The sequence below is a fragment of the Dolichospermum sp. UHCC 0406 genome, assembly GCF_009712025.1.
Lineage (GTDB): Bacteria > Cyanobacteriota > Cyanobacteriia > Cyanobacteriales > Nostocaceae > Dolichospermum > Dolichospermum lemmermannii.
Genome location: NZ_VILA01000014.1, coordinates 1 through 19752 on the forward strand (window position 1 = coordinate 1; position 19752 = coordinate 19752).

At 38.6% G+C, this 19752-nt stretch carries 24 protein-coding genes and 1 pseudogene; 14 read left to right on the top strand and 11 right to left on the bottom strand.

Going from position 1 to position 19752, the window contains the following annotated elements:
• Positions 1-880 (bottom strand): pentapeptide repeat-containing protein (locus tag FJR09_RS10990; RefSeq protein ID WP_168654077.1); only part of this gene is annotated, 880 nt, incomplete at its 3' end.
• 154 nt (positions 881-1034) lie between these two features.
• Here FJR09_RS10990 and FJR09_RS10995 point away from each other — a divergent pair.
• The 6 genes and pseudogenes from FJR09_RS10995 to FJR09_RS26145 all read left to right on the top strand — a co-directional run.
• Positions 1035-1511, top strand: a complete 477-nt coding sequence (locus FJR09_RS10995; protein ID WP_168652539.1) for a DUF29 domain-containing protein — start codon at positions 1035-1037, stop codon at positions 1509-1511.
• A gap of 114 nt (positions 1512-1625) precedes the next feature.
• Positions 1626-1862: a DUF4351 domain-containing protein gene (locus FJR09_RS11000; RefSeq protein ID WP_168652360.1), complete on the top strand. Its 237-nt coding sequence runs from the start codon at positions 1626-1628 to the stop codon at positions 1860-1862.
• Between the two features lie 135 nt (positions 1863-1997).
• Positions 1998-2459, top strand: a complete 462-nt coding sequence (locus FJR09_RS11005; protein WP_168652361.1) for a DUF29 domain-containing protein — start codon at positions 1998-2000, stop codon at positions 2457-2459.
• A gap of 331 nt (positions 2460-2790) precedes the next feature.
• Positions 2791-4047 (top strand): VWA domain-containing protein, encoded by a 1257-nt coding sequence (locus tag FJR09_RS11010; protein ID WP_168652540.1) that lies wholly within the window; start codon positions 2791-2793, stop codon positions 4045-4047.
• Complete coding sequence (locus tag FJR09_RS11015) at positions 4044-5324, top strand: VWA domain-containing protein (RefSeq protein ID WP_015083121.1); 1281 nt, start codon at positions 4044-4046, stop codon at positions 5322-5324. Before FJR09_RS11010 ends, FJR09_RS11015 begins: the two co-directional genes overlap by 4 nt.
• A 680-nt stretch (positions 5325-6004) precedes the next feature.
• Positions 6005-6340: pseudogene (locus FJR09_RS26145) on the top strand (transposase); the annotation flags it as partial.
• Positions 6341-6366: 26 nt separating this feature from the next.
• On the opposite strand, the gene FJR09_RS25155 reads toward FJR09_RS26145, so the two are convergent.
• Positions 6367-6573, bottom strand: coding sequence for a hypothetical protein (locus FJR09_RS25155; protein WP_254433096.1), 207 nt, complete (start codon positions 6571-6573; stop codon positions 6367-6369).
• A gap of 823 nt (positions 6574-7396) precedes the next feature.
• Between FJR09_RS25155 and FJR09_RS11035 the strand changes: the two genes are divergently transcribed.
• The 3 genes from FJR09_RS11035 to FJR09_RS11045 all read left to right on the top strand — a co-directional run bounded on the left by FJR09_RS11035 (position 7397) and on the right by FJR09_RS11045 (position 10414).
• Positions 7397-7690, top strand: coding sequence for an HU family DNA-binding protein (locus tag FJR09_RS11035; RefSeq protein WP_015083119.1), 294 nt, complete (start codon positions 7397-7399; stop codon positions 7688-7690).
• Between the two features lie 26 nt (positions 7691-7716).
• Positions 7717-8817: a threonine-phosphate decarboxylase CobD gene (gene cobD / locus FJR09_RS11040; RefSeq protein ID WP_015083118.1), complete on the top strand. Its 1101-nt coding sequence runs from the start codon at positions 7717-7719 to the stop codon at positions 8815-8817.
• A 139-nt stretch (positions 8818-8956) separates the two neighbouring features.
• On the top strand, positions 8957-10414 hold the full coding sequence (locus FJR09_RS11045) for an NAD(P)/FAD-dependent oxidoreductase (protein WP_168652860.1): 1458 nt from the start codon (positions 8957-8959) through the stop codon (positions 10412-10414).
• Between the two features lie 139 nt (positions 10415-10553).
• On the opposite strand, the gene FJR09_RS11055 is transcribed toward FJR09_RS11045, so the two are convergent.
• The gene (locus tag FJR09_RS11055; protein ID WP_168653655.1) at positions 10554-12257 is read right to left on the bottom strand and encodes a DUF3685 domain-containing protein; all 1704 of its coding nucleotides are present in this window, start codon (positions 12255-12257) and stop codon (positions 10554-10556) included.
• A 53-nt stretch (positions 12258-12310) separates the two neighbouring features.
• The gene (locus FJR09_RS11060) at positions 12311-12757 is read right to left on the bottom strand and encodes a Fur family transcriptional regulator (RefSeq protein WP_015083115.1); all 447 of its coding nucleotides are present in this window, start codon (positions 12755-12757) and stop codon (positions 12311-12313) included.
• Positions 12758-12993: 236 nt separating this feature from the next.
• On the opposite strand from FJR09_RS11060, the gene FJR09_RS11065 reads away from it, so the two are divergent.
• On the top strand, positions 12994-13482 hold the full coding sequence (locus tag FJR09_RS11065; RefSeq protein WP_015083114.1) for a CRR6 family NdhI maturation factor: 489 nt from the start codon (positions 12994-12996) through the stop codon (positions 13480-13482).
• A gap of 69 nt (positions 13483-13551) precedes the next feature.
• Here FJR09_RS11065 and FJR09_RS11070 read toward each other — a convergent pair whose 3' ends face one another.
• A complete protein-coding gene (locus FJR09_RS11070) occupies positions 13552-14493 on the bottom strand; it encodes a glycosyltransferase family 9 protein (RefSeq protein WP_015083113.1) in 942 nt (313 codons plus the stop codon).
• Between the two features lie 146 nt (positions 14494-14639).
• Here FJR09_RS11070 and ispD point away from each other — a divergent pair, with 146 nt between their 5' ends.
• The gene (ispD, locus tag FJR09_RS11075) at positions 14640-15320 is read left to right on the top strand and encodes a 2-C-methyl-D-erythritol 4-phosphate cytidylyltransferase (protein ID WP_015083112.1); all 681 of its coding nucleotides are present in this window, start codon (positions 14640-14642) and stop codon (positions 15318-15320) included.
• Here ispD and FJR09_RS25160 read toward each other — a convergent pair.
• Genes FJR09_RS25160 through FJR09_RS25170 form a run of 3 tightly spaced genes read right to left on the bottom strand, consistent with a single transcriptional unit; the run spans position 15282 to position 15710 of the window.
• On the bottom strand, positions 15282-15449 hold the full coding sequence (locus FJR09_RS25160) for a hypothetical protein (RefSeq protein WP_235082113.1): 168 nt from the start codon (positions 15447-15449) through the stop codon (positions 15282-15284). The genes ispD and FJR09_RS25160 overlap by 39 nt on opposite strands.
• Entirely contained in the window at positions 15394-15537 is a 144-nt protein-coding gene (locus tag FJR09_RS25165; RefSeq protein WP_235082110.1) for a hypothetical protein, read from the bottom strand. The genes FJR09_RS25160 and FJR09_RS25165 overlap by 56 nt, the downstream gene beginning before the upstream one ends.
• Before the next feature lie 32 nt (positions 15538-15569).
• Positions 15570-15710, bottom strand: a complete 141-nt coding sequence (locus FJR09_RS25170; RefSeq protein ID WP_254433097.1) for a hypothetical protein — start codon at positions 15708-15710, stop codon at positions 15570-15572.
• Positions 15711-15717: 7 nt separating this feature from the next.
• Here FJR09_RS25170 and scpB point away from each other — a divergent pair, with 7 nt between their 5' ends.
• A complete protein-coding gene (gene scpB / locus FJR09_RS11085; RefSeq protein ID WP_015083111.1) occupies positions 15718-16269 on the top strand; it encodes an SMC-Scp complex subunit ScpB in 552 nt (183 codons plus the stop codon).
• 117 nt (positions 16270-16386) lie between these two features.
• Complete coding sequence (locus FJR09_RS11090) at positions 16387-16731, top strand: DUF760 domain-containing protein (protein ID WP_041458567.1); 345 nt, start codon at positions 16387-16389, stop codon at positions 16729-16731.
• 10 nt (positions 16732-16741) lie between these two features.
• Here FJR09_RS11090 and FJR09_RS11095 read toward each other — a convergent pair whose 3' ends face one another.
• Together FJR09_RS11095 and FJR09_RS11100 are read right to left on the bottom strand one after the other, a co-directional pair.
• Positions 16742-16942, bottom strand: coding sequence for a hypothetical protein (locus FJR09_RS11095; RefSeq protein WP_041458566.1), 201 nt, complete (start codon positions 16940-16942; stop codon positions 16742-16744).
• Positions 16920-18122, bottom strand: a complete 1203-nt coding sequence (locus FJR09_RS11100) for an HhoA/HhoB/HtrA family serine endopeptidase (protein WP_015083110.1) — start codon at positions 18120-18122, stop codon at positions 16920-16922. The genes FJR09_RS11095 and FJR09_RS11100 overlap by 23 nt, the downstream gene beginning before the upstream one ends.
• 257 nt (positions 18123-18379) lie before the next feature.
• Between FJR09_RS11100 and FJR09_RS11105 the strand changes: the two genes are divergently transcribed.
• Positions 18380-19267 carry a M23 family metallopeptidase gene (locus FJR09_RS11105; RefSeq protein WP_015083109.1) on the top strand — a complete coding sequence of 296 codons (888 nt, stop codon included), beginning with the start codon at positions 18380-18382 and terminating at the stop codon, positions 19265-19267.
• Positions 19268-19466: 199 nt separating this feature from the next.
• Here the strand turns inward: FJR09_RS11105 and FJR09_RS11110 are convergent, their stop codons facing one another.
• Complete coding sequence (locus FJR09_RS11110; protein WP_015083108.1) at positions 19467-19739, bottom strand: hypothetical protein; 273 nt, start codon at positions 19737-19739, stop codon at positions 19467-19469.
• Positions 19740-19752: the final 13 nt, after the last annotated feature.

Genomic DNA, 19752 nt, shown 5'->3' on the forward strand with positions numbered 1-19752 from the left:
AAAAACGAGTGCGCGTTAGATTTGCTTTTCTGAAATCCGTGTTTTTCAGGATTGCACCAGTAAAATCAGCGTCAGTTAAATCAGCACCATAAAAACTTGTGCCTCCTGTTGCAGCAAAAGCAATGGCAGATGAACGAATCCAAGTATCTCTTTCATCTCCTTTAAAACTACGCCAGCCTATATAGCCACTAAAAATTACAAAAAATAGGGCTACGGGTACGGCTCGGACTCCGAATAAGACTGCAACGACGGCTGCGGCTATGGCTCCGGCTACGGCTGCGGCTATGGCTCCGGCTACGGCTGCGTCTAAGACTGCAACGACGGCTGCGGCTATGGCTCCGGCTACGGCTGCGGCTGCGGCTACCGCGAAGCGTCCGGCGAAGGTGACAGAGAAGCCCGCGACGAAGCTTCCGACGGAGCCCATGACTCCATTTCCAGTTACGACTTCGGCAAAGTATCCGACTATGAATACAGCTAAACTCCAGGCTACAGCTACGGCAGTCGTTAAGGCTAAGGCTAAGGCTCCGGCGATTACACCCTTGCGAATAGTGACAATACAAAAAACTGTCACTATAACTAGGCAAAGGATTGCCATAATAAAATTTTGAGAGTTTTTGCCATCAAAAATATATGGTATTAATGTACCAATGGGGAATGAAAAAAACCCTGGCAGTGCTGACATTAGCAACGCAGCTATGAGCAAATCAATTACCCAACGTCGCTGTAGTCCAGCCTTAGCACCTGTAAAATCAGCACCCTTAAGAATGGCGTTGGTAAAATTTGCTCCTCTAATATCGGCTTTGCTAAAGTTAGCTCCTGTCAGTTTTTGACCTTTAAAAGAGTGTCCTCGGAGATTTTGACCGGAATAGTCTGGCGGCATAATCGCGTCAGCGAGAGTTATCTATTAGATTTTATTGCCATATTTTGATCATTATTGCTATTTTTAGCACAATTTGGTTAAATTTGGCTTTTCTTAATCCAGGTAAATATTTTTAAACTAAATTAAAATAAGAGTTAACTTTTGCAGGAGGATTATGAACAATCAACTCTATGAACGAGATTTTAATGTTTGGCGAGAAACTATCATTAAACAAATCAAACAACAAGATTTTAATGATATTGATTGGGAACATCTACTATTAGAATTAGAAGATATGGGAAAATCAGAAAAACGCTCATTTTTGAGTAATTTAACCATCTTAATTACTCACTTACTCAAATTGACTGTTCAAGCTGATGCTCCCGAAATAATGAAAGGAAGTTGGTACAGTTCTGTTACTGAACATCGTTTTCGAGTTAAAAAAGATTTGGAAGAAAATCCTTCTTTTAAAAATTATCTCCATGAGGTTATTTTTATTGCTTATGCTGATGCTCGTAAATTGGCAATTAAAGAAAGTAAAAATGCTAAATTGGGAATCAGAAAACCAGAGGAAACCGAATATCCTCTTGATTTTCCTTTTACTATCGAACAGTTATTAGATGAAGATTTTTATGGGGAGTTAGGGGGGTGATATCCAATTGTTTTCTAAATCATCAACCCAAGGATCAGTATATATGTAAGAATCTGGTAAATAACAATTACAAGATTCAAGGAAAAAAATAACTAACTGTTTCAGGAGGACATTATGGAAGAATCTTGGGTTTATCAGGATATTCTGCAAAAAGGTGAGCAAAAAGGCAAAAGAAGAGAAGCAATAGAATTGATTCTCCGTCAGTTAAAACGCCGCTTTGGGAATATTCCAGCCAAAATAGAACAGCAACTTCCTAATTTGGGATTAACTCAACTGGAAGATTTAGCCGAAGAATTATTAGATTTTTCGCAAATAGATGATTTAGTTAAATATATGGCGAATATTTCCTAACAACAAAAACCATTATTATCCTCGTTCCCTGGTTCTGCCGGGGAATGATATTTTTAGCATCAAGGTGAATTATGAAGAAAGAGAAACAATAGAATGATTTACTGATAGGATTATTGCAGGAGGTTAGAAATCATTATGACAACACATCAACCAACAGTCATTACCAATGATAATCTTTACGACCAAGATTTTTATCTGTGGATAGAAACCATATCTAAACAATTAAAAGCAGGGAAATTTGCAGAAATTGATTTAGCAAATCTGATAGAAGAAATTGAAAGCATGGGAAAAAGTGAAAAACGGGAGTTAAAGAGCCGTTTAATTGTGCTATTAATGCACTTACTAAAATGGCAATATCAACCTGAAAAACGTAGTGAAAGCTGGCGCAGTACGATTACAGAGCAACGTATTTGTATTGAATTATTATTAGAAGATAGTCCTAGTTTGCAACCTCTATTTATAGAAATATTTGCAGATTGTTATGAAAAAGCTCGTTTAAAAGCATCTGAAGAAACAGGAATTAAATTAAACTTCTTTCCTAAAGAATCTCCTTTTACTTTAGCAGAAACCCTGAAAAATTACTTTTTGAATAATTAAATTATATCAATTTTCATGTTTATTTGTTCATATTTCAGTCTCTGTTTTAGGGAAAGTTAAGGCTTTTATTCCAGTGATTCTCAGAGGGTGTTTGAAAACTTTTTTGTGTGGTATATAACACCTGTAGATCCCCCTAAATCCCCCTTAATAAGGGGGACTTTAAGAAATTTAGCCCCCTTTTTTAAGGGGGTTGGGGGGATCTAAATAAATTTTGATACTTTTCAAACATCCTCTCAGCCTCTAAATTAACTTATTTTCCGTAGTATAGAGGATGCGGTTTGAAGTTATCTGTAAAATTGTATCTGTCTAAACTAGATAGGAAATTGAAATTATGAAAGTTAATTTACAACTAGCGCTCAATGATGCTGGTATAGATGCAAATCAAACTAGCACTCAACGTCAATTAGTAGTTTCCGTTTCTGCTGGTGGTGAAACAATAGATCGGACTGTACCCTTGAACTTATGCTTAATTCTCGATCATAGCGGTTCAATGCAAGGGAAATCCCTGGAAACTGTGAAAAATGCCGCTTGTTTGTTAGTAGATCGTTTGACTCCTGAAGATCGTCTCAGTGTAGTTGTTTTTGATCACCGTGCCAAGGTTTTAGTCCCCAATCAGTTAATTACAGATCGTCAACAGATTAAAAAGCAAATTAAACAACTCACCGCTGATGGGGGAACTGCCATTGATGAGGGTTTACGGTTGGGAATTGAGGAATTAGCCAAGGGTAAACATGATACCGTTTCCCAAGCATTTTTACTGACTGATGGGGAAAATGAACATGGTGATAACGATCGCTGTTTGAAATTTGCCCAATTAGCCGCCAACTATAATTTGACTCTAAATACATTGGGATTTGGTGACAATTGGAATGATAAGGTTTTAGAAAAAATCGCTGATGCTGGTATGGGTACGTTGTCTTATATTCAACACCCAGATCAGGCTGTATCGGAATTTGGTCGCTTATTTAGTCGAATGCAAACAGTGGGGTTGACTAACGCTCAACTATTATTATCTTTAATGCCTAATGTCCGACTGGCAGAACTCAAACCCATTGCCCAAGTTTCCCCAGATACCATTGAATTACCAGTACAACCCGAAAGCGATGGGCGCTTGGTGGTGAGATTGGGCGATTTAATGAAAGACGGAGAACGGGTAGTTTTAGTTAATATTTATGTAGGACAGTTGCCAGAAGGTAAACAGGCGATCGCTAATGTTCAAGTCCGCTACGATGACCCCGCCCATAACCAAATCGGGCTACACTCCCCCAATCTACCAATTTATGCTCATGTCACCAGGGAATACCAACCAGCACCAAATCCCCAGGTACAACAGTCGGTTTTAGCTTTAGCCAAATATCGCCAAACCCAGTTAGCCGAAACGAAATTACAGCAGGGTGATCGGGCTGGGGCAGCAACGATGTTACAAACTGCGGCAAAAACTGCTTTGCAAATGGGTGATACTAGTGCTGCAACGGTATTGCAAGTTTCCGCCACCCGCTTACAAGCTGGGGAACAGTTATCAGAAAGCGATCGCAAAAAAACCAGAATTGTCTCAAAAACTGTTTTGCAAGATGCTTCCCCCCAATGAAAGTTCAACTAACATCGGCTCTAAATGATACTAACGTTGATGCTGCCCAACAAAGCAATCAACGACAACTCTCAATTTCCATTTCCGCTATGCCTTCTCAACTTGAACAAAGTTTACCCTTGAATCTCTGCTTGATTCTCGATCAAAGTGGTTCTATGTCCGGTGAACCCATGAATATCGTCATTCAAGCAGTTGAGCAATTATTGGATCAATTAAAAGTTGGTGACAGGATTTCCATTATCGGTTTTGCTGGCACGTCTGGAGTCATTATCCCCAACCAAATCGTTCAAGATATTGAAAGCATCAAAACCCAGTTAAGAGCCAAGCTAAAGGCTGCTGGCGGGACTGTCATCGCCGAAGGTTTATCCTTGGGGATTACAGAACTACTCAAAGGCACAAAAGGCGCAGTTTCCCAAGCCTTCTTACTGACAGATGGTCATGGGGATAACGGGTTACAGATTTGGAAATGGCAAATTGGACCAAATGACAATAAACGTTGTTTGCAACTTGCTAAAAAAGCCGCCAAACTCAACCTGACAATTAACACCCTGGGTTTTGGTGATGACTGGAATCCAGATTTATTGGAAAAGATTGCTGATGCTGGGGGTGGGACTCTGGCTTATATCGAGAACCCAGAACAAGCTGTAACTCAATTTGCGCGCCTATTTCGGCGGGTACAGTCGGTGGGATTAACAAATGCCCATTTACTTCTATCTTTAGTCCCTGCTGTGCGTCTGGCGGAACTCAAACCCGTTGCCCAAGTTGCCCCAGATACCATTGAATTACCAGTAGAAACCGATGCTAATGGGACTTTAATGGCGCGGTTAGGGGACTTGATGAAAGATACCGAACGAGTAGTTTTAGCGAATATTTATCTGGGACAATTACCAGAAGGGAAACAAGTCATTGGCCATATCCAAATTCGCTATGATGACCCATCGTTGAATAAGGAGGGTTTACTTTCTCCTTTAGTGCCAATATATGCTAATTTCACCAAGACTTATGAACCTGCTCTCAATTCCCAGGTGCTAAACTCGATTCTGCTTTTGGCTAAATATCGGCAAACTCAATTGGCTGAGGCAAAATTAGAATTAGGCGATCGCCTTGGTGCTGCTACAATGTTACAAACTGCTGCTAATACCGCCTTACAAATCGGTGATACCTGTGCAGCCACCGTGTTACAAGTTTCAGCAACTCGCTTACAAGCAGGTGAAGAACTATCGGAAGCTGACCGCAAAAAGACAAGAATGGCATCCAAGACAGTTTTGAAAGAATAGCTGTAGGGTAGGTCTTTCGGCCTACCCTCTTAAATTTTTAGTAATTCTTGCAATAAAAAGCAAGGTAAAAAACCAAGATAGACATCGGCAATATCACATTTAGAGAAATTTGTACACACCTTATAGGAAGATGAATAGGAATAATATAAGGTTTAAAGTAGCTATATATGGTAAACACCTGGTATATATAAAGGCTTGGCTAACCCCCAGGTCTTTTTCGTATTTAAAGTAGTTGGTAAAATTTTATGAATTCCTATTTATGATGTCAATATGTGTTATTGCCATGATATATCACATTTAGAGGAATTTGTACACATTCTATAGGAAGATGCTATGTGGCTAGATTAGCACTAAATTAATTATGTACGTTGTTAAGCACAGCAATTATGGAGGTTTGGTAATATGACCAAACCTTTTTTTTCGCTTCAACCAAAAATTAACATCAATCCAACCTACGAATTAAGGATTTTTTCAATGTGGTAAAGGTATTGTTGTATAGCGTCACAATACTTAGTCATGAAATTATTTTTGACTATTAAAGTAACTGTTATAGGGCTACACTGAAGCCAATAGATTTTTGATAATACATACAAATCATTTGTTACTATGTACTGTAATTAAAAATATCCATCTGGAAACCCACGTCAGATACCAAATACATTAATCAAAATAACAGTCCTATGGGATGCCGACTGAGAGTTGTTTTAACTGATCAAGAAAAGTTAACGCTAGAAGAGTTAAGAAGGTCTAAAGACGCTCCTCAACGAACAAAAGATCGCGCTCAAGTTCTACTGTTGAACGCTAGGGGATTAAAAAACGAGGAAATTGCTCAAGGTTTAAACTGGGCAGTTTCTACAGTCCGTCAAACCTTACACCGTTGGGAAAAGATGAGTTTAGCAGGATTATGGGATGCTCCAGGTCGAGGAGGAAAACCCCGTTATTCAGAACATGATTTAGAGTATCTAGAAAACTGCCTAATTGAAGAACCCCAAACTTACAACTCTAAACAACTAGCCAAAAAACTAGCATCTGAGCGACAAGTTTACTTGAGTGCTGACCGACTTCGCAGAGTCCTTAAAGCCAGAGGCAAAGTCATCAAGTCATCAATACACGCAGAGAGCAGGGGGCAGGGAGCAGGGGAAAATTGACAACTGACCACTGACCACTGTACGGGCGAAGCATTTGGAGAACTATTTTTGGCAATGAGCGATAATTTATCTTCCAAATGCTGACTGTACGGGCGAAGCATTTGGAGAACTATTTTTGGGAATGACCGATAATTTATCTTCCAAATGCTTACTGTACGGGCGAAGCATTTGGAGAACTATTTTTGGCAATGAGCGATAATTTATCTTCCAAATGCTGACTGTACGGGCGAAGCATTTGGAGAACTATTTTTGGCAATGAGCGATAATTTATCTTCCAAATGCTTACTGTACGGGCGAAGCATTTGGAGAACTATTTTTGGCAATGAGCGATAATTTATCTTCCAAATGCTTACTGTACGGGCGAAGCATTTGGAGAACTATTTTTGGCAATGACCGATAATTTATCTTCCAAATGCTTACTGTACGGGCGAAGCATTTGGAGAACTATTTTTGGCAATGACCGATAATTTATCTTCCAAATGCTGACTGTACGGGCGAAGCATTTGGAGAACTATTTTCGGCAATGACCGATAATTTATCTTCCAAATGCTGACTGTACGGGCGAAGCATTTGGAGAACTATTTTCGGCAATGACCGATAATTTATCTTCCAAATGCTTCGCCCCTACTGACCACTGACCACTAAGTATTCATTCCTAAAAATAGGGTATTTTGAATACAGTAAAGAGGTAAAAAAACAAAAAAAATCCTGAAATCTATATAAATTAATAGTTTCATCTATCCACTTAGGGCGACAACGCTTTAGAATGATTCATTGAAAAGTCGAGTCAATCGTATTTGTAGCGATTTTGAGTGTAAATACTCTCAAGGAACGATTTTTGTATTTCTACAAACGGAAATTTACGTAAAGATGCAGTCATGGTGCATCTTGAAATAATCTCTAGCAAAACTTTAGGAGTTTGATATGAACAAGGGCGAATTAGTTGATGCGGTAGCAGAAAAGGCTAGTGTTACCAAGAAACAGGCTGATGCTGTTTTGAGTGCTGCCATCGAAACCATTGTGGAAGCGGTTTCTTCCGGTGATAAGGTAACATTGGTAGGATTTGGTTCTTTTGAATCACGGGAACGCAAAGCCCGTGAAGGGCGCAACCCCAAAACCAACGAAAAAATGGACATTCCCGCTACCAGAGTTCCCGCTTTCTCCGCTGGGAAACTGTTTAGAGAAAGAGTAGCACCCCCAAAAGAGCCAAAAGAGTAAGTTCTTCTAGAGGAAAGATATTTTTGATGCCACAACAAGCACACGGGGGAAATTTAGCTTGGGCAGCAGCACTGGCTGGCTGTTCCCCTGATGCTATTGTGGATTTTTCCGCCAGTATCAGCCCGTTGGGACCACCAAACAGCGTTATTGCTGCAATTGTGTCCCAACTGGGCAATCTGAGGAATTATCCTGACCCAGAGTATGGTGAATTGAGACTTGCTCTGAGTCATTTTCATCAAATACCTACTGAGTGGATTTTGCCAGGTAATGGTTCAGCAGAATTATTAACTCTGGTGGGTAGAGAATTGGGACAATTAGCAGCAACAGTGTTACTAACTCCAGCGTTTGGTGACTATTACCGCACTCTTGCGGCTAATAACGCTAAAGTTCTGGAGTTTCCTGTGGATTTAGGCATAGGTCAGGGGAATATTTCTCTATTGCCAGATTTCGGACTTGAGACTTCAGATTTTGGGTTACTGCTGAATAATCCCCATAATCCCACGGGAAAGTTATTTTCACGGGAGTCTGTTTTACCGTATTTGGAAAAGTTTGCTTTGGTGGTGATAGATGAAGCGTTTATGGATTTTTTGCCACCGGAAGCTGAACAAAGTTTAATTGGGTTGGTGCAGGAATACGAGAATTTGGTGATTTTACGATCGCTCACCAAATTTTACAGTTTACCAGGGCTAAGATTAGGATATGCGATCGCTCACCCCGACCGTTTGGCAAAATGGAAATTATGGCGAGATCCTTGGCCTGTAAATACTTTAGCAGCAGCCGCAGCGATCGCCGCCCTCCAAGATACAGAATTCCAAAATCTCACCTGGAAATGGCTACCAGAGGCGAGAAACCAACTATTTCAAGGTGTAGCTTCAATTCCCGGTTTAACCCCGCTCGAAGGCACTGTTAACTACTTATTGGTAGAATCTCAACAATCTACTTCCCAGCTACAACAGCAACTACTTCAGCAACACCAGATTTTAATTCGTGATTGTTTAAGCTTTAAGGAATTAGGCGATCGCTTTTTTCGCGTCGCAGTCCGTACCCAGTCTGATAACCAACGCCTATTAACAGCACTTATAAGAAGGAGTCAGGAGTCAGGAGTCAGGAGTCAGGAGTATGGCTAACGCCACGCTTCGCTATCAGGAGGAAGAAGGAAGAAGGAAGAATAAAACTTAATGGGTGACAACGAACAACGAACAACGAACAACGAACAACGAACAACTGCCCAATGCCCAATGCCCAATGCCCAATGCCCCATGCCCCATGCCCAATATTGATTACGATATCGTTATTATTGGTGGCAGTATTGCTGCATACAAAGCTGCTTTAAGTGCCACTCAGTTACACGCTAAAGTTGCTTTGATTGTGAGCGCGGATTTTTCTGATCACTATAATTCAAGTTATCAATACATACTTAGTGAAATTAGTCAAATTACTCAGCAATCTTATAATTTAGCAAATCTAGGAATTTTTGACAAAAATATTCACTTAAATCCAGAATTTTTAAATTTAAAAAAAGGATTGTTTTATGCAAATGCCGTTGCTAAAAATCTGAATCAAATAAATTCTCTTTCTAACTTAGCTGCCCAAGGTGTTGATATTATTGTTGGTAATGGTCAATTTCAATCTTCTCCTCAATTAAGTTTTACAGTTAATGAAAGACAGTTATATAGTCGCACCTATTTACTCGCTAATGGTTCTCGTCCCTTAATTCCCAATATTTCAGGATTAGATACTATTAAATATCTGACTTTAGCTAATATTTGGCAATCTTTAGAAACAACAACATTACCCGAAAATTGGGTAATTATTGGTGGTGTTCCTCAAGGTATAGAAATTGCTCAATTTTTAGCCAGATTCGGTTTTCAAGTTACATTAATAGTTAAAAATTCTCAAATTCTGCCTAATCTTGATTTAGAAATAGCCCAATTATTAACAGCACAATTAGAAGTTGATGGTGTGCGGGTTTTAACACAAACCCAAGTCACCCAAATCCGACATATAGACAATAAAAAATGGGTACAAGCCGGAAATCAAGCCATTGAAACCGACGAAATTTTTATTGGAATTGGACAGCAACCAAACCTAGAATATCTGAATTTACCAGCCGTAGGAGTAAAATTGCATCAACACCGCTTGGTTGTCAATGAAAAATTACAAACTACCAACCAGCGAATTTATGCCTGTGGTGATATATTAGGTGGTTATGATATTCAGAATATTGGTAATTATGAAGCTAATATTGCCATAGAAAATGCTTTATTTTTTCCCAGACTAAAAGTTAATTATGAATCTGTTCCTTGGGGAATATATTCTCAACCTAAAGTGGCACAAGTTGGTTTAACAGAAAAACAAGCGCGAAACCGATATTCTCAAAAGCAAATTTTAGTTTTTAAGCAATATTTCAAAACAGCTACAGCCCCACAAATACAAGGAGAAATTACAGGTATTTGTAAATTAGTAGTTTTGGAAAATGGAAAAATTCTAGGATGTTCTATTTTAGGAATAGCAGCAGGAGAATTAATTAATTTAATTAGTTTAGCAATATCACAAAATATTAAAATTCAGCATTTAGCAAAATTATCACCTATTTATCCCAGTTATTCCGAAATTATCATGGAAACAGCGAGAGAATGGAATAGACACAGAATTAATAAAAACCGTGCTTTACAAGAGTTGTTATTAGGTTTTTTCAATTATCGTCGTGATTGGAATTTATAGTACAGCACTTCCCGATGTATATTATTCGTAATTAATGAAAAGGCTTTTAATCCAATTACCAATTACCAATTACCAATTACCAATTACCAATTACCAATTACCAATTACCAATTACCAATTACCAATTACCAATTACCAATTACTTATTCTTCCGTTGTCCCTTTTCCGTTAAAGAAACACTACCAATTCCCTGTAAAATTCCCCTCCCAACTAAACCTAAACCTCGGCCAATTACTTGAGTGAGAACAAAAACAATTCCAGTTCCTAAAAAGCCTACTAATGATTGTATGCGGGGAGAAATAGCATCCCGAAATTCTAGTATTAATGTTACCCCTAAAGGAATTCCAGAAAGTTGAGCTAATTCTTGATTTCGAGGAGCATAAATTGATATTTTAGAAATTCCCCGAGGGGCAAAAATAAATAATTCATAGCGACTTTCAAAAATTGTTTGCGCTTCAGTTATATATTGATGTAATTGATATTTCCAAGATAAGTTATTTCTAAATTTCTCAATTTCTCTGGTGGAAATCATGTGCCAATGATAAAAATTTTGTTTAATACTTTCCTCGTCTGCTAAATTATTTAGTAATGGTTGAATTACAGCATTAGCTATGTGAATCAATAAATTTTCTAAAATTGATAATGCTTGAGATTGAGATTCTTGCGTTCCTGCTGGATAAGAAACGTTATCAATACATAAATCTGTTAATAATAGTAGATAAGTCAATAATTCAAATAGAAATGGAACTTTATTGATAATTTCTGTTTGCGAATCTGTGGTTTTATCTAATAAAAATTTAACCAAACTTATTTCTTGTTTATCTAAAATAATTCGGGAATAATTTCCAAAAAACTCCGTGATAGTAACCTGCCATAAGTCTAGTAAAATCTGGTTTTGTAAATTAAATAGCTGATTCTTATCAAAATTAAAAGCCCGAACTTCTTCCAACTGCTTAAAAAATTGCTGAAGAATAATATAAAGTAACTCTCGCTTTTTATTTTCTCGAAGAATATCAATTTCTAAAGGTGTATTAGTAAGATTATCTAAAGGAAATTTGAGTTTATTTAAACCTAAAGTCAATAATTCAGATTGCAGTTGTTGAGAACTAACTATCGGTGGTACGTTTATAAATGGTCGTAGATCTGATTTAATAATAGTCTGATTGGGAAAAATATCTAAGGACGGTAATTGGTTTTCTTGTGATAGTCTTTGTCTTTCCTTCTCTGCTGTCAATAAGTGATTAACAACCCACCGAGCCGCTAAAAGTTCGCGTCGTTGTCCTGCTAAAATTGCTTTATTTAATAGAGTTATTCCCGGCAATTTTAATTGTTCTGTAACTTTATCAAGGGCTTGATCAATGTTATTAATTCCCGAATTTTGTAAGTTATTTCGCAACTTAGCAAATGGGAAGGGAGAATTAACAATTACTGAATCTGCAAACCAGTAATCACCACCATTAGCTACTTCTTGAATAATGGGGACTAATTGAGAAATTGATATCCCTTTAGGACAATAGCCATTTATCCCGATTTCTTTGGCAGCAATGAGCATTTCTGGTTGAGATTTTGAACTTAAAAGTAATATAGGTATATGGGGATATAAAGCTTTGAGTTGTTTACAGAATTTTAACCCTATTTGCTCATTATCTAATTCTAAAATAATTAATTTAATTTGCCGAGAATTTCCAGTTAGTATTTCCGCTAAAACCTGTAAAGCGGCAGTATCTGTAGCAACATCTGCTACTACTTGTAAATTAGGAATAGCTTCCAGTGTTATCTTGAGTCCTAAACGGAAAATTGGATCTGGGTCAATTAATAAAAATTGTACAAGGCGATCGCTCATTTTTACAAGAAAGTTGATTCCTGATTTTTTAGGCTAGTTTAAATTTTTAATTCCTAATCACTTACTTTGTCACGATAACCATAAAAGTTAATAGTATATTCAGAAATCTTCATCCCTGTTTGTGCTTCCACTTGACGTAACAAATCTTCAGGTAATTCTATATGCACATCTAAAATTTGATTTGTATCTATACAGTTAACATGACTATGGGAATTACTATTATTGCCATATAATCGCCCTTCCCCATGTTCAATACACTCTATAATATTTTGGCTAGATAAAGCTTCTAGATTTTGATATACCGAAGTATGGCCAATTTCCTTACCTTCTTGATTCAGTCGATCATAAATCTCCCTAGCAGAAAGGTGTTCCTTCGCTTGCCAAAGCAATTCCAAAACAAAGCGCCGTTGACGACTGATACGCATCCCTAACATTTGACACCTATCCAAAGCATCTTGTAAAGAACAAATAGGTTTAGGATAAATCCCTTGCTTGTACATATTTCAGGTTGTAAATTCTAGGAATTGGGGATAAATCAATTCAAAATATCCTCATGATAGAACTTGCTTAGGCAAAATTCGAGGAAAATTTTGGCTGTTTGCTAACTGATCATTTTCTTAATCTAAAACAAACTCATAACAACTTTATCTTAAAATTCGGCTAAATGTCTACCTAAAGAGGTAAAAAAGCTGCTACTGTAGATTCTCAACACTGTTGAGTAAGTAGCTATCAGTTCATGACAATCACAATCACCCTCAACAACAACTCTATTTATAGTTTAGATGTGTCACCTGCCTTAACGGTGATTGAACCATTGCTGCAACAGGGAAGCATTTCTACCCATGAACAGCAACTGCGTCTGGAAATTCAGTTTGAGCGGGAAGCAAATGATCCACGGGAACTATCGGAAATTCCCGAAGTCAGACTGTGGTTTGTGCGTCTTGATGCCAAGTATCCTTGGTTGCCATTTTTACTAGACTGGAAAGCAGGAGAACTAGCTCGGTATGCAGCTATGTTAGTACCTCATCAGTTTAGTTCTAAAGAAGGTATCCAGTATAACCCCGAAGCTTTAGAAATATTTCTGATGCACAAAATCTTTATTTTAAGTGATTGGTTGCACAAACAAGATATTGCTAGTCCATCTCGACTCAAATCTTTAGCGCAAATTCTGGGTTATGAATTAGATGATGCTTTCTTTGAAATGATTGAAAAAACTAATTCGTGAACAATGGAATTTATGATTTTAGATTGGATATTTTTTTTCAATCTAAAATCCAAAATCTAAAATTAATACTCAGCCTCCCCAAATTTTTTCTAACACTATTTGGGGTAAGATATCTGCTATTTTCCCAGTTGATGAAGTAATAGCTAATACTTTCTCGCTTATAGGTAATAATTTTTCTGAATCTATAGAATCTAACAAAGTAATTGTATATGTTTCTACTGCTATACTTAATTGCAAGAAGCTATTTTCTACAGATACCATTAAACTAGCACCGGCAATTATGGCAGTTAACTTACCAATATCATCGGGAGAAGTAACTTTAATATTGTGACAATGTTCTAAAAGCGATCTGACTAAAGGCTCATTATTTGCTTCTTTAATGACAACAACAGGTAAATCTGGCTGTTTTTGTTGACAAGCTGCAATAATTTGTTGCCAATTTTCTACGGGATAAGTTGTATCTAGGCTACCTTCACCAGCATTGATGAGAATAAAACCTGTTTCATTCACTCCTAAGCGTTTTTGTTCTGCTTGCGCCCATTCAATATCTACTTTAGGCACATTTACTGATAATGCTGGACAAGGAGTATTAATTTTCAAAGGTTTGAGTAAATTATGGTACATTTTTGCCACATACTCGGATAAATTGGGAGGAATAGGGTTAGTGAGAAAAACCGCACCTTGTCCTTGGTAGCCAATGCGTGTGGGAATTCCCGTCAACCACATTAACAAACCTACCCACCAACTTTGTCCGACAATAATAGCGACATCATACTCACGATCACGGATCATACCAACTAAGTTACCCCAATCAGCTAAACTATTACGATCTTTGTAATCAAAGGTTAATACATCATGAACTGACTTGCTGACTCGGTAAGCGGCCTTTGACTGGGGTTCTACAATCACATCTATCTGCGCGTCGGGATAATAACGCTTCAGATCATCAAGAGTGGCAAAAAAAAGAATTTGGTTATCAATTGAACCAGGGACCAGGGCTACTACACGCATAATATTTATTAACGGTTATTGTTTTATATTTTAGGAGAATATAGGTATTGAGAATTAGGAGTCAAGGAGTCCTTTAATTTTGCTGATGAAGTTATTTTCAACGATGGGTATTTTGAATTTATTTAATTAAAGATTAAGGAAAAGTTGTGCATTTACTAATTCCCGCAGCCGGAAGTGGCAAAAGAATGGGTGCTGATCGTAATAAACTTTTATTACAGGTACGTTCAAAACCCTTGATTGCTTGGACTTTGTTAGCCGCAGAAGCTGCAAGTTCTATTAGTTGGATCGGAATTGTTTCTCAACCTCCAGATTGGGATGACTTCAAGTCTATTATCGCTGACTTAAAGCTGAAAAAAACAATAGTATTTATTCCTGGTGGTTCTACCCGTCAAGAGTCAGTTTATAATGGTTTACAGGCATTGCCAACTAATGCAGGACAAGTTTTAATTCATGATGGCGCTCGTTGTTTGGCAACACCAGAGTTATTTAATGCTTGTTCTGAGGCAATTTTGCATTGTTCTGGTTTAATTGCGGCTGTACCTGTTAAAGATACAATTAAAGTCGTTGACGACAATAATATAATTAAAAGCACACCAGAGCGTAAACAGCTTTGGGCGGCTCAAACCCCCCAAGGGTTCGATGTCAAATTGTTAAAACAGTGCCATGCTGAAGGTGTCCGTCAAGGTTGGGAAGTGACTGATGATGCGGCTTTGTTTGAAAAATGCGGTATTGAAGTGAGAATAGTTCCTGGGGAAGAGACTAATTTGAAAATTACGACTCCTCAAGATTTAGCGATCGCTGAATTTATACTTAGTTATATAAAATAGGTAAAAATTTTCAACCACTGACCACTGTACGGGCGAAGCATTTGGAGAACTATTTTTGGCAATGATCGATAATTTATCTTCCAAATGCTTCGCCCCTACTAACAACTGACCACTGTACGGGCGAAGCATTTGGAGAACTATTTTTGGCAATGATCGATAATTTATCTTCCAAATGCTTCGCCCCTACTAACAACTGACCACTGTACGGGCGAAGCATTTGGAGAACTATTTTTGGCAATGATCGATAATTTATCTTCCAAATGCTTCGCCCCTACTGACAACTGACCACTGTACGGGCGAAGCATTTGGAGAACTATTTTTGGCAATGATCGATAATTTATCTTCCAAATGCTTCGCCCCTACTGACAACTGACCACTGACAACTAACAACTGATTAATGCCCAAGAATATACCTATAGTCGGCAAAATAGAAGCAATTCTTTATTTAAAGGGTAAACCCTTATCTCTAAGTGAAATTGCTGAATATGCGAAGTGTGATCGCTTCACAGCAGAAGAAGGAATTATCGAACTAATTGAGAATTATTCCCGTCGAGATACAGCTTTAGAAGTCGTAGAAACTGAACATGGTTATAGTTTACAACTGCGTTCGGAATTCCATGATTTAGTGCAAGCTATAATACCAGTAGAATTTGGTGTGGGGGCTTTACGGACATTAGCAGCGATCGCCCTCCATAATCCCATATTACAAAGCGAATTGATTAATTTACGGGGTTCAGGAGCTTATCAGCACGTTCAAGAATTAGTAGAATCTGGTTTTGTTCGCAAACGCCGAGAGAGTGATTCTCGCTCCTTTGCTCTGCAAATAACCCCAAAATTTCATCAGTATTTTCAAATCGAACAACTGCCCCAAATTTTGGCAATTCCAGAGAAAGAACAACAACTAGAACTGGAGTTGGCAGGATTGGAGGCAGAGGAGGAAACAAGTTAAAATTAAAAAACTATTCCCTGTTAGAAAGTTTCCTTTTCCCTTTTCCCTGTAGAAAATGCGCTACTCTATGAATATGGTTTAGAGTAGAATTAGCAGTTACGCTAATATAAATCGCCAATGGTGTTTGATCCTGACTTTTTACAAGACGACTCTGAGCAACACCCTAATCAACTTCTGAATGATCGCTTTGGGGAAAACCCAAATCAATTACTTAAATATTTACAGCATCAATCCCCCGAAGTTTTAGCCCGTGTCGCCCAAGCTGTCAGCCCTGAAATTAAACAAATCATTTCCCAGAATGTCCAAGGACTAGTGGGAGTGATACCGACAGAACATTTCAATGTCCAAATTACAACAGACCGGGACAATCTAGCGGGAATACTAGCATCGGCAATGATGACAGGTTATTTTCTCCGCCAAATGGAACAGAGGATGCAATTGGAACATTTATCCAATCAATAGGAATCAGGAGTCACCGAGTCAGAAGATCAGGAAGAACAAAGAACAATTCTCCCCCTACTTCCCCTACCTCCCCTACTTCCGCTACTTCCCCTACCTCCCCTACTTCCCCTACCTCCCCTACTTCCCCTACCTCCCCTACCTCCCCTGCTTCCCCCACTTCCCCCACTCCCCCCACTCCCTGCTCCCTACTATTGGGGATAATTTCCGGCACGGACTTTAAAGATTTGAGTTTTACCATTGCGGTTGACTTCTATTGCGAGAATGTCCCCAACGGTACTTGATTCAACTATCTTCTGGACTTGGGCAGAAATTTTTATTTGTTTGCCGTTAATCTTTTGAATCACATCACCAGGAAGTAATCCTCCTGTCTGCGCTGGTGATTTTTCCAGAACTTTTCTAATGACAATTCCCACATCTGGCTGAATGTTTAGTTGATCTTCCTCTTTCAGTCGCTGTTTTGTAGTTGTGGAAATATCTATCATCTCAATTCCTAAAAATGGGTGAGCAACTTCTCCTTTGGTAAATAGTTCATTGGCTACACGGAAAGCGGTTTCAATGGGGATAGCAAAACCAAGTCCTTGAGCATCAGCACGGATAGCGGTATTCACACCAATAACTTGTCCTTGAGCATTTAAAAGTGGTCCTCCAGAATTACCAGGGTTAATTGCTGCATCTGTTTGGATAAAACTCACGCGCTTATCAGGAACACCTACTTGGGCGCTAGTTCTGTCTGTGGCACTGATAATGCCAATAGTGACAGTATTATCTAAACCTAAAGGATTGCCAATTGCGATCGCCCATTGTCCAGGAATCAAATTTTGTGAATTACCTAACTTGACTATCGGCAACTTATCGGCAGAAATTTTGACTGCGGCTATATCTGTTACCGTATCAATTCCTACGACCTTCCCTTCAAAAGTTCGCCCATCTTTGAGGGTGACTTGAACTGTATCTGTGTCTGCTACTACATGAGCATTAGTTAGTAACTTACCATCTTCGGTCAGAATAAATCCTGAACCTGTCCCGCGCTCAATTTTTTCTGAGGGCATTAGTCGTTCATCCTCTTGGAAAAAATGCCGAAACAAGGGATTTTTAAAAGCTTCAGTCATCGGATTTGATATTTTCCGAATTGCATTAATCCGCACAACCGCAGGACCAACTTTGCTGACAGCAGTGGCGATAAAATTGACATTATCACCTCCAGGAGAATTGAGTATGCCATTAACAGGTTGGGGAACAACAGATTCAGCAGGTAAAGTTACCGCCACATTTTTTAACTGTTGAAATGAAAGATTGTGTGTCCAAAAATAACGACTAGCAAAGACACCACCACCAGAGCCAATTACCACCAAACCTAGATAAACAGCCAGTTGTTTCAAAGATAACTTCATAATAATTAAGAATAATGGCGCTCAAGGACAGATGGAAGCTTATCTCTTTAGTGTAGTCAAGCAAACGTTCAGTGAACAGATCATTTGACATATAAATATTAGAAATTTGTCAGCATATTCGGGGATCATATCTACTTCTGGGATTTCATCATGAATTTACTCAAAATAGGTAGTAGAAAGATAGAGGAAAAACTTTATCCTATCTTTAACAATTCCCCACTAAAATCTAAAAATTAGCGATTTCTGGACTTATTTGCATGAAATTTTCCTATTGTTCACTATGTTTTTTGAGCTTATTTAGCACTTTGGGTTTATTATCCATACTGCCACAATCACAAAGCGTTAATGCTAGTCCAGGAAGTTGCCCGATTCCCGCTTTAGCTCGTATCCAACGTCATCAAGTTAATCGTGGTGAAACTTTAGCAACTATAGCTAATCGCTATAATTTAGCACCAGAAACAATTATTGGGATTAATCCATCCGTGAAGAATGGGGTCGTAAATCCAGGAACAGAACTGCAAATTCTCCCTTTCAATGGCATTGTTGTCGAAGTTCCTCGTAATCAAAACTGGCGACAAATCGCATCTAAGTATAAAGTCCGTCCAGATACAGTATTTGAAATCAATGGTTGTCAGAAAACCCCTAAATTTGTCTTTTTACCGATACTTCCAGGGGTAATTACTGCTCCTGCTGCTACTTCTGGGACAATTGCTACCGCACCTAGTACCCCGGCTGGAAACATTACTGGTTATCCCTTGCCAAGTAGTACAGATGTTGCATTAGTTTATGGTTGGCAAATTCACCCGATTACAGGAGATGTTTTCTTTCATAGTGGCGTAGATTTGTTAGCACCAGTAAATACTCCTGTGACAGCGATCGCTCCTGGAATCATCGTCTTTGCCAAGGAACAAGGTAGTTATGGCAAGTTAGTCATTATTAACCACGCAGGTGGCTTACAAAGCCGTTACGCCCAACTTGACAGCATCAAAGTTACTCTCGGTCAAACAGTCAACAAAGGCGATATTTTGGGAGCAGTGGGAACTACCGGACAACCAACCTCCACACAACCTCATCTTCATTTTGAAATGCGTTCTAACGGTTCCCTCGGTTGGGAAGCAAAAAATCCCAAAGAGTTTTTAAAGTGAGGAGTATGGCTAACGCCACGCTTCGCTATCAGGAATTCAGGAATTCAGGAATTCAGGAATTCAGGAATTCAGGAGTTCAGGAGTCAGAAGGAAGAATAAAACTACCCAATGACAACGGACAACGGACAACGGACAACGGACCAATCCGATTAAAACTTCGGGACGCAAAATAGAATGATTTTCTGTTAAGGGTGTAATGTTAGTTGCGGCTGGTATTGGGTGTTCTCCTTGGGAATTGACCCTTGTCTAATTTGTGATCATCTGGGAAATTGAGAACAGGTAAGCGATCGCCTCGTAATAATTCTTCACTTGCTTCACCTAGTCCGATTAATGCCTCGCCAGTAGCTTTTTGAGCCATGAGTAGCATCAGTATAGATACTGTACCAACTTGTAAAAGACAAGCAGGGGAAATAGTGAATGCAATGCAATTTAATCCAGATTGAGAAAATGACTGTTGGTTTACGGATGACATTGTAATTTTCAGT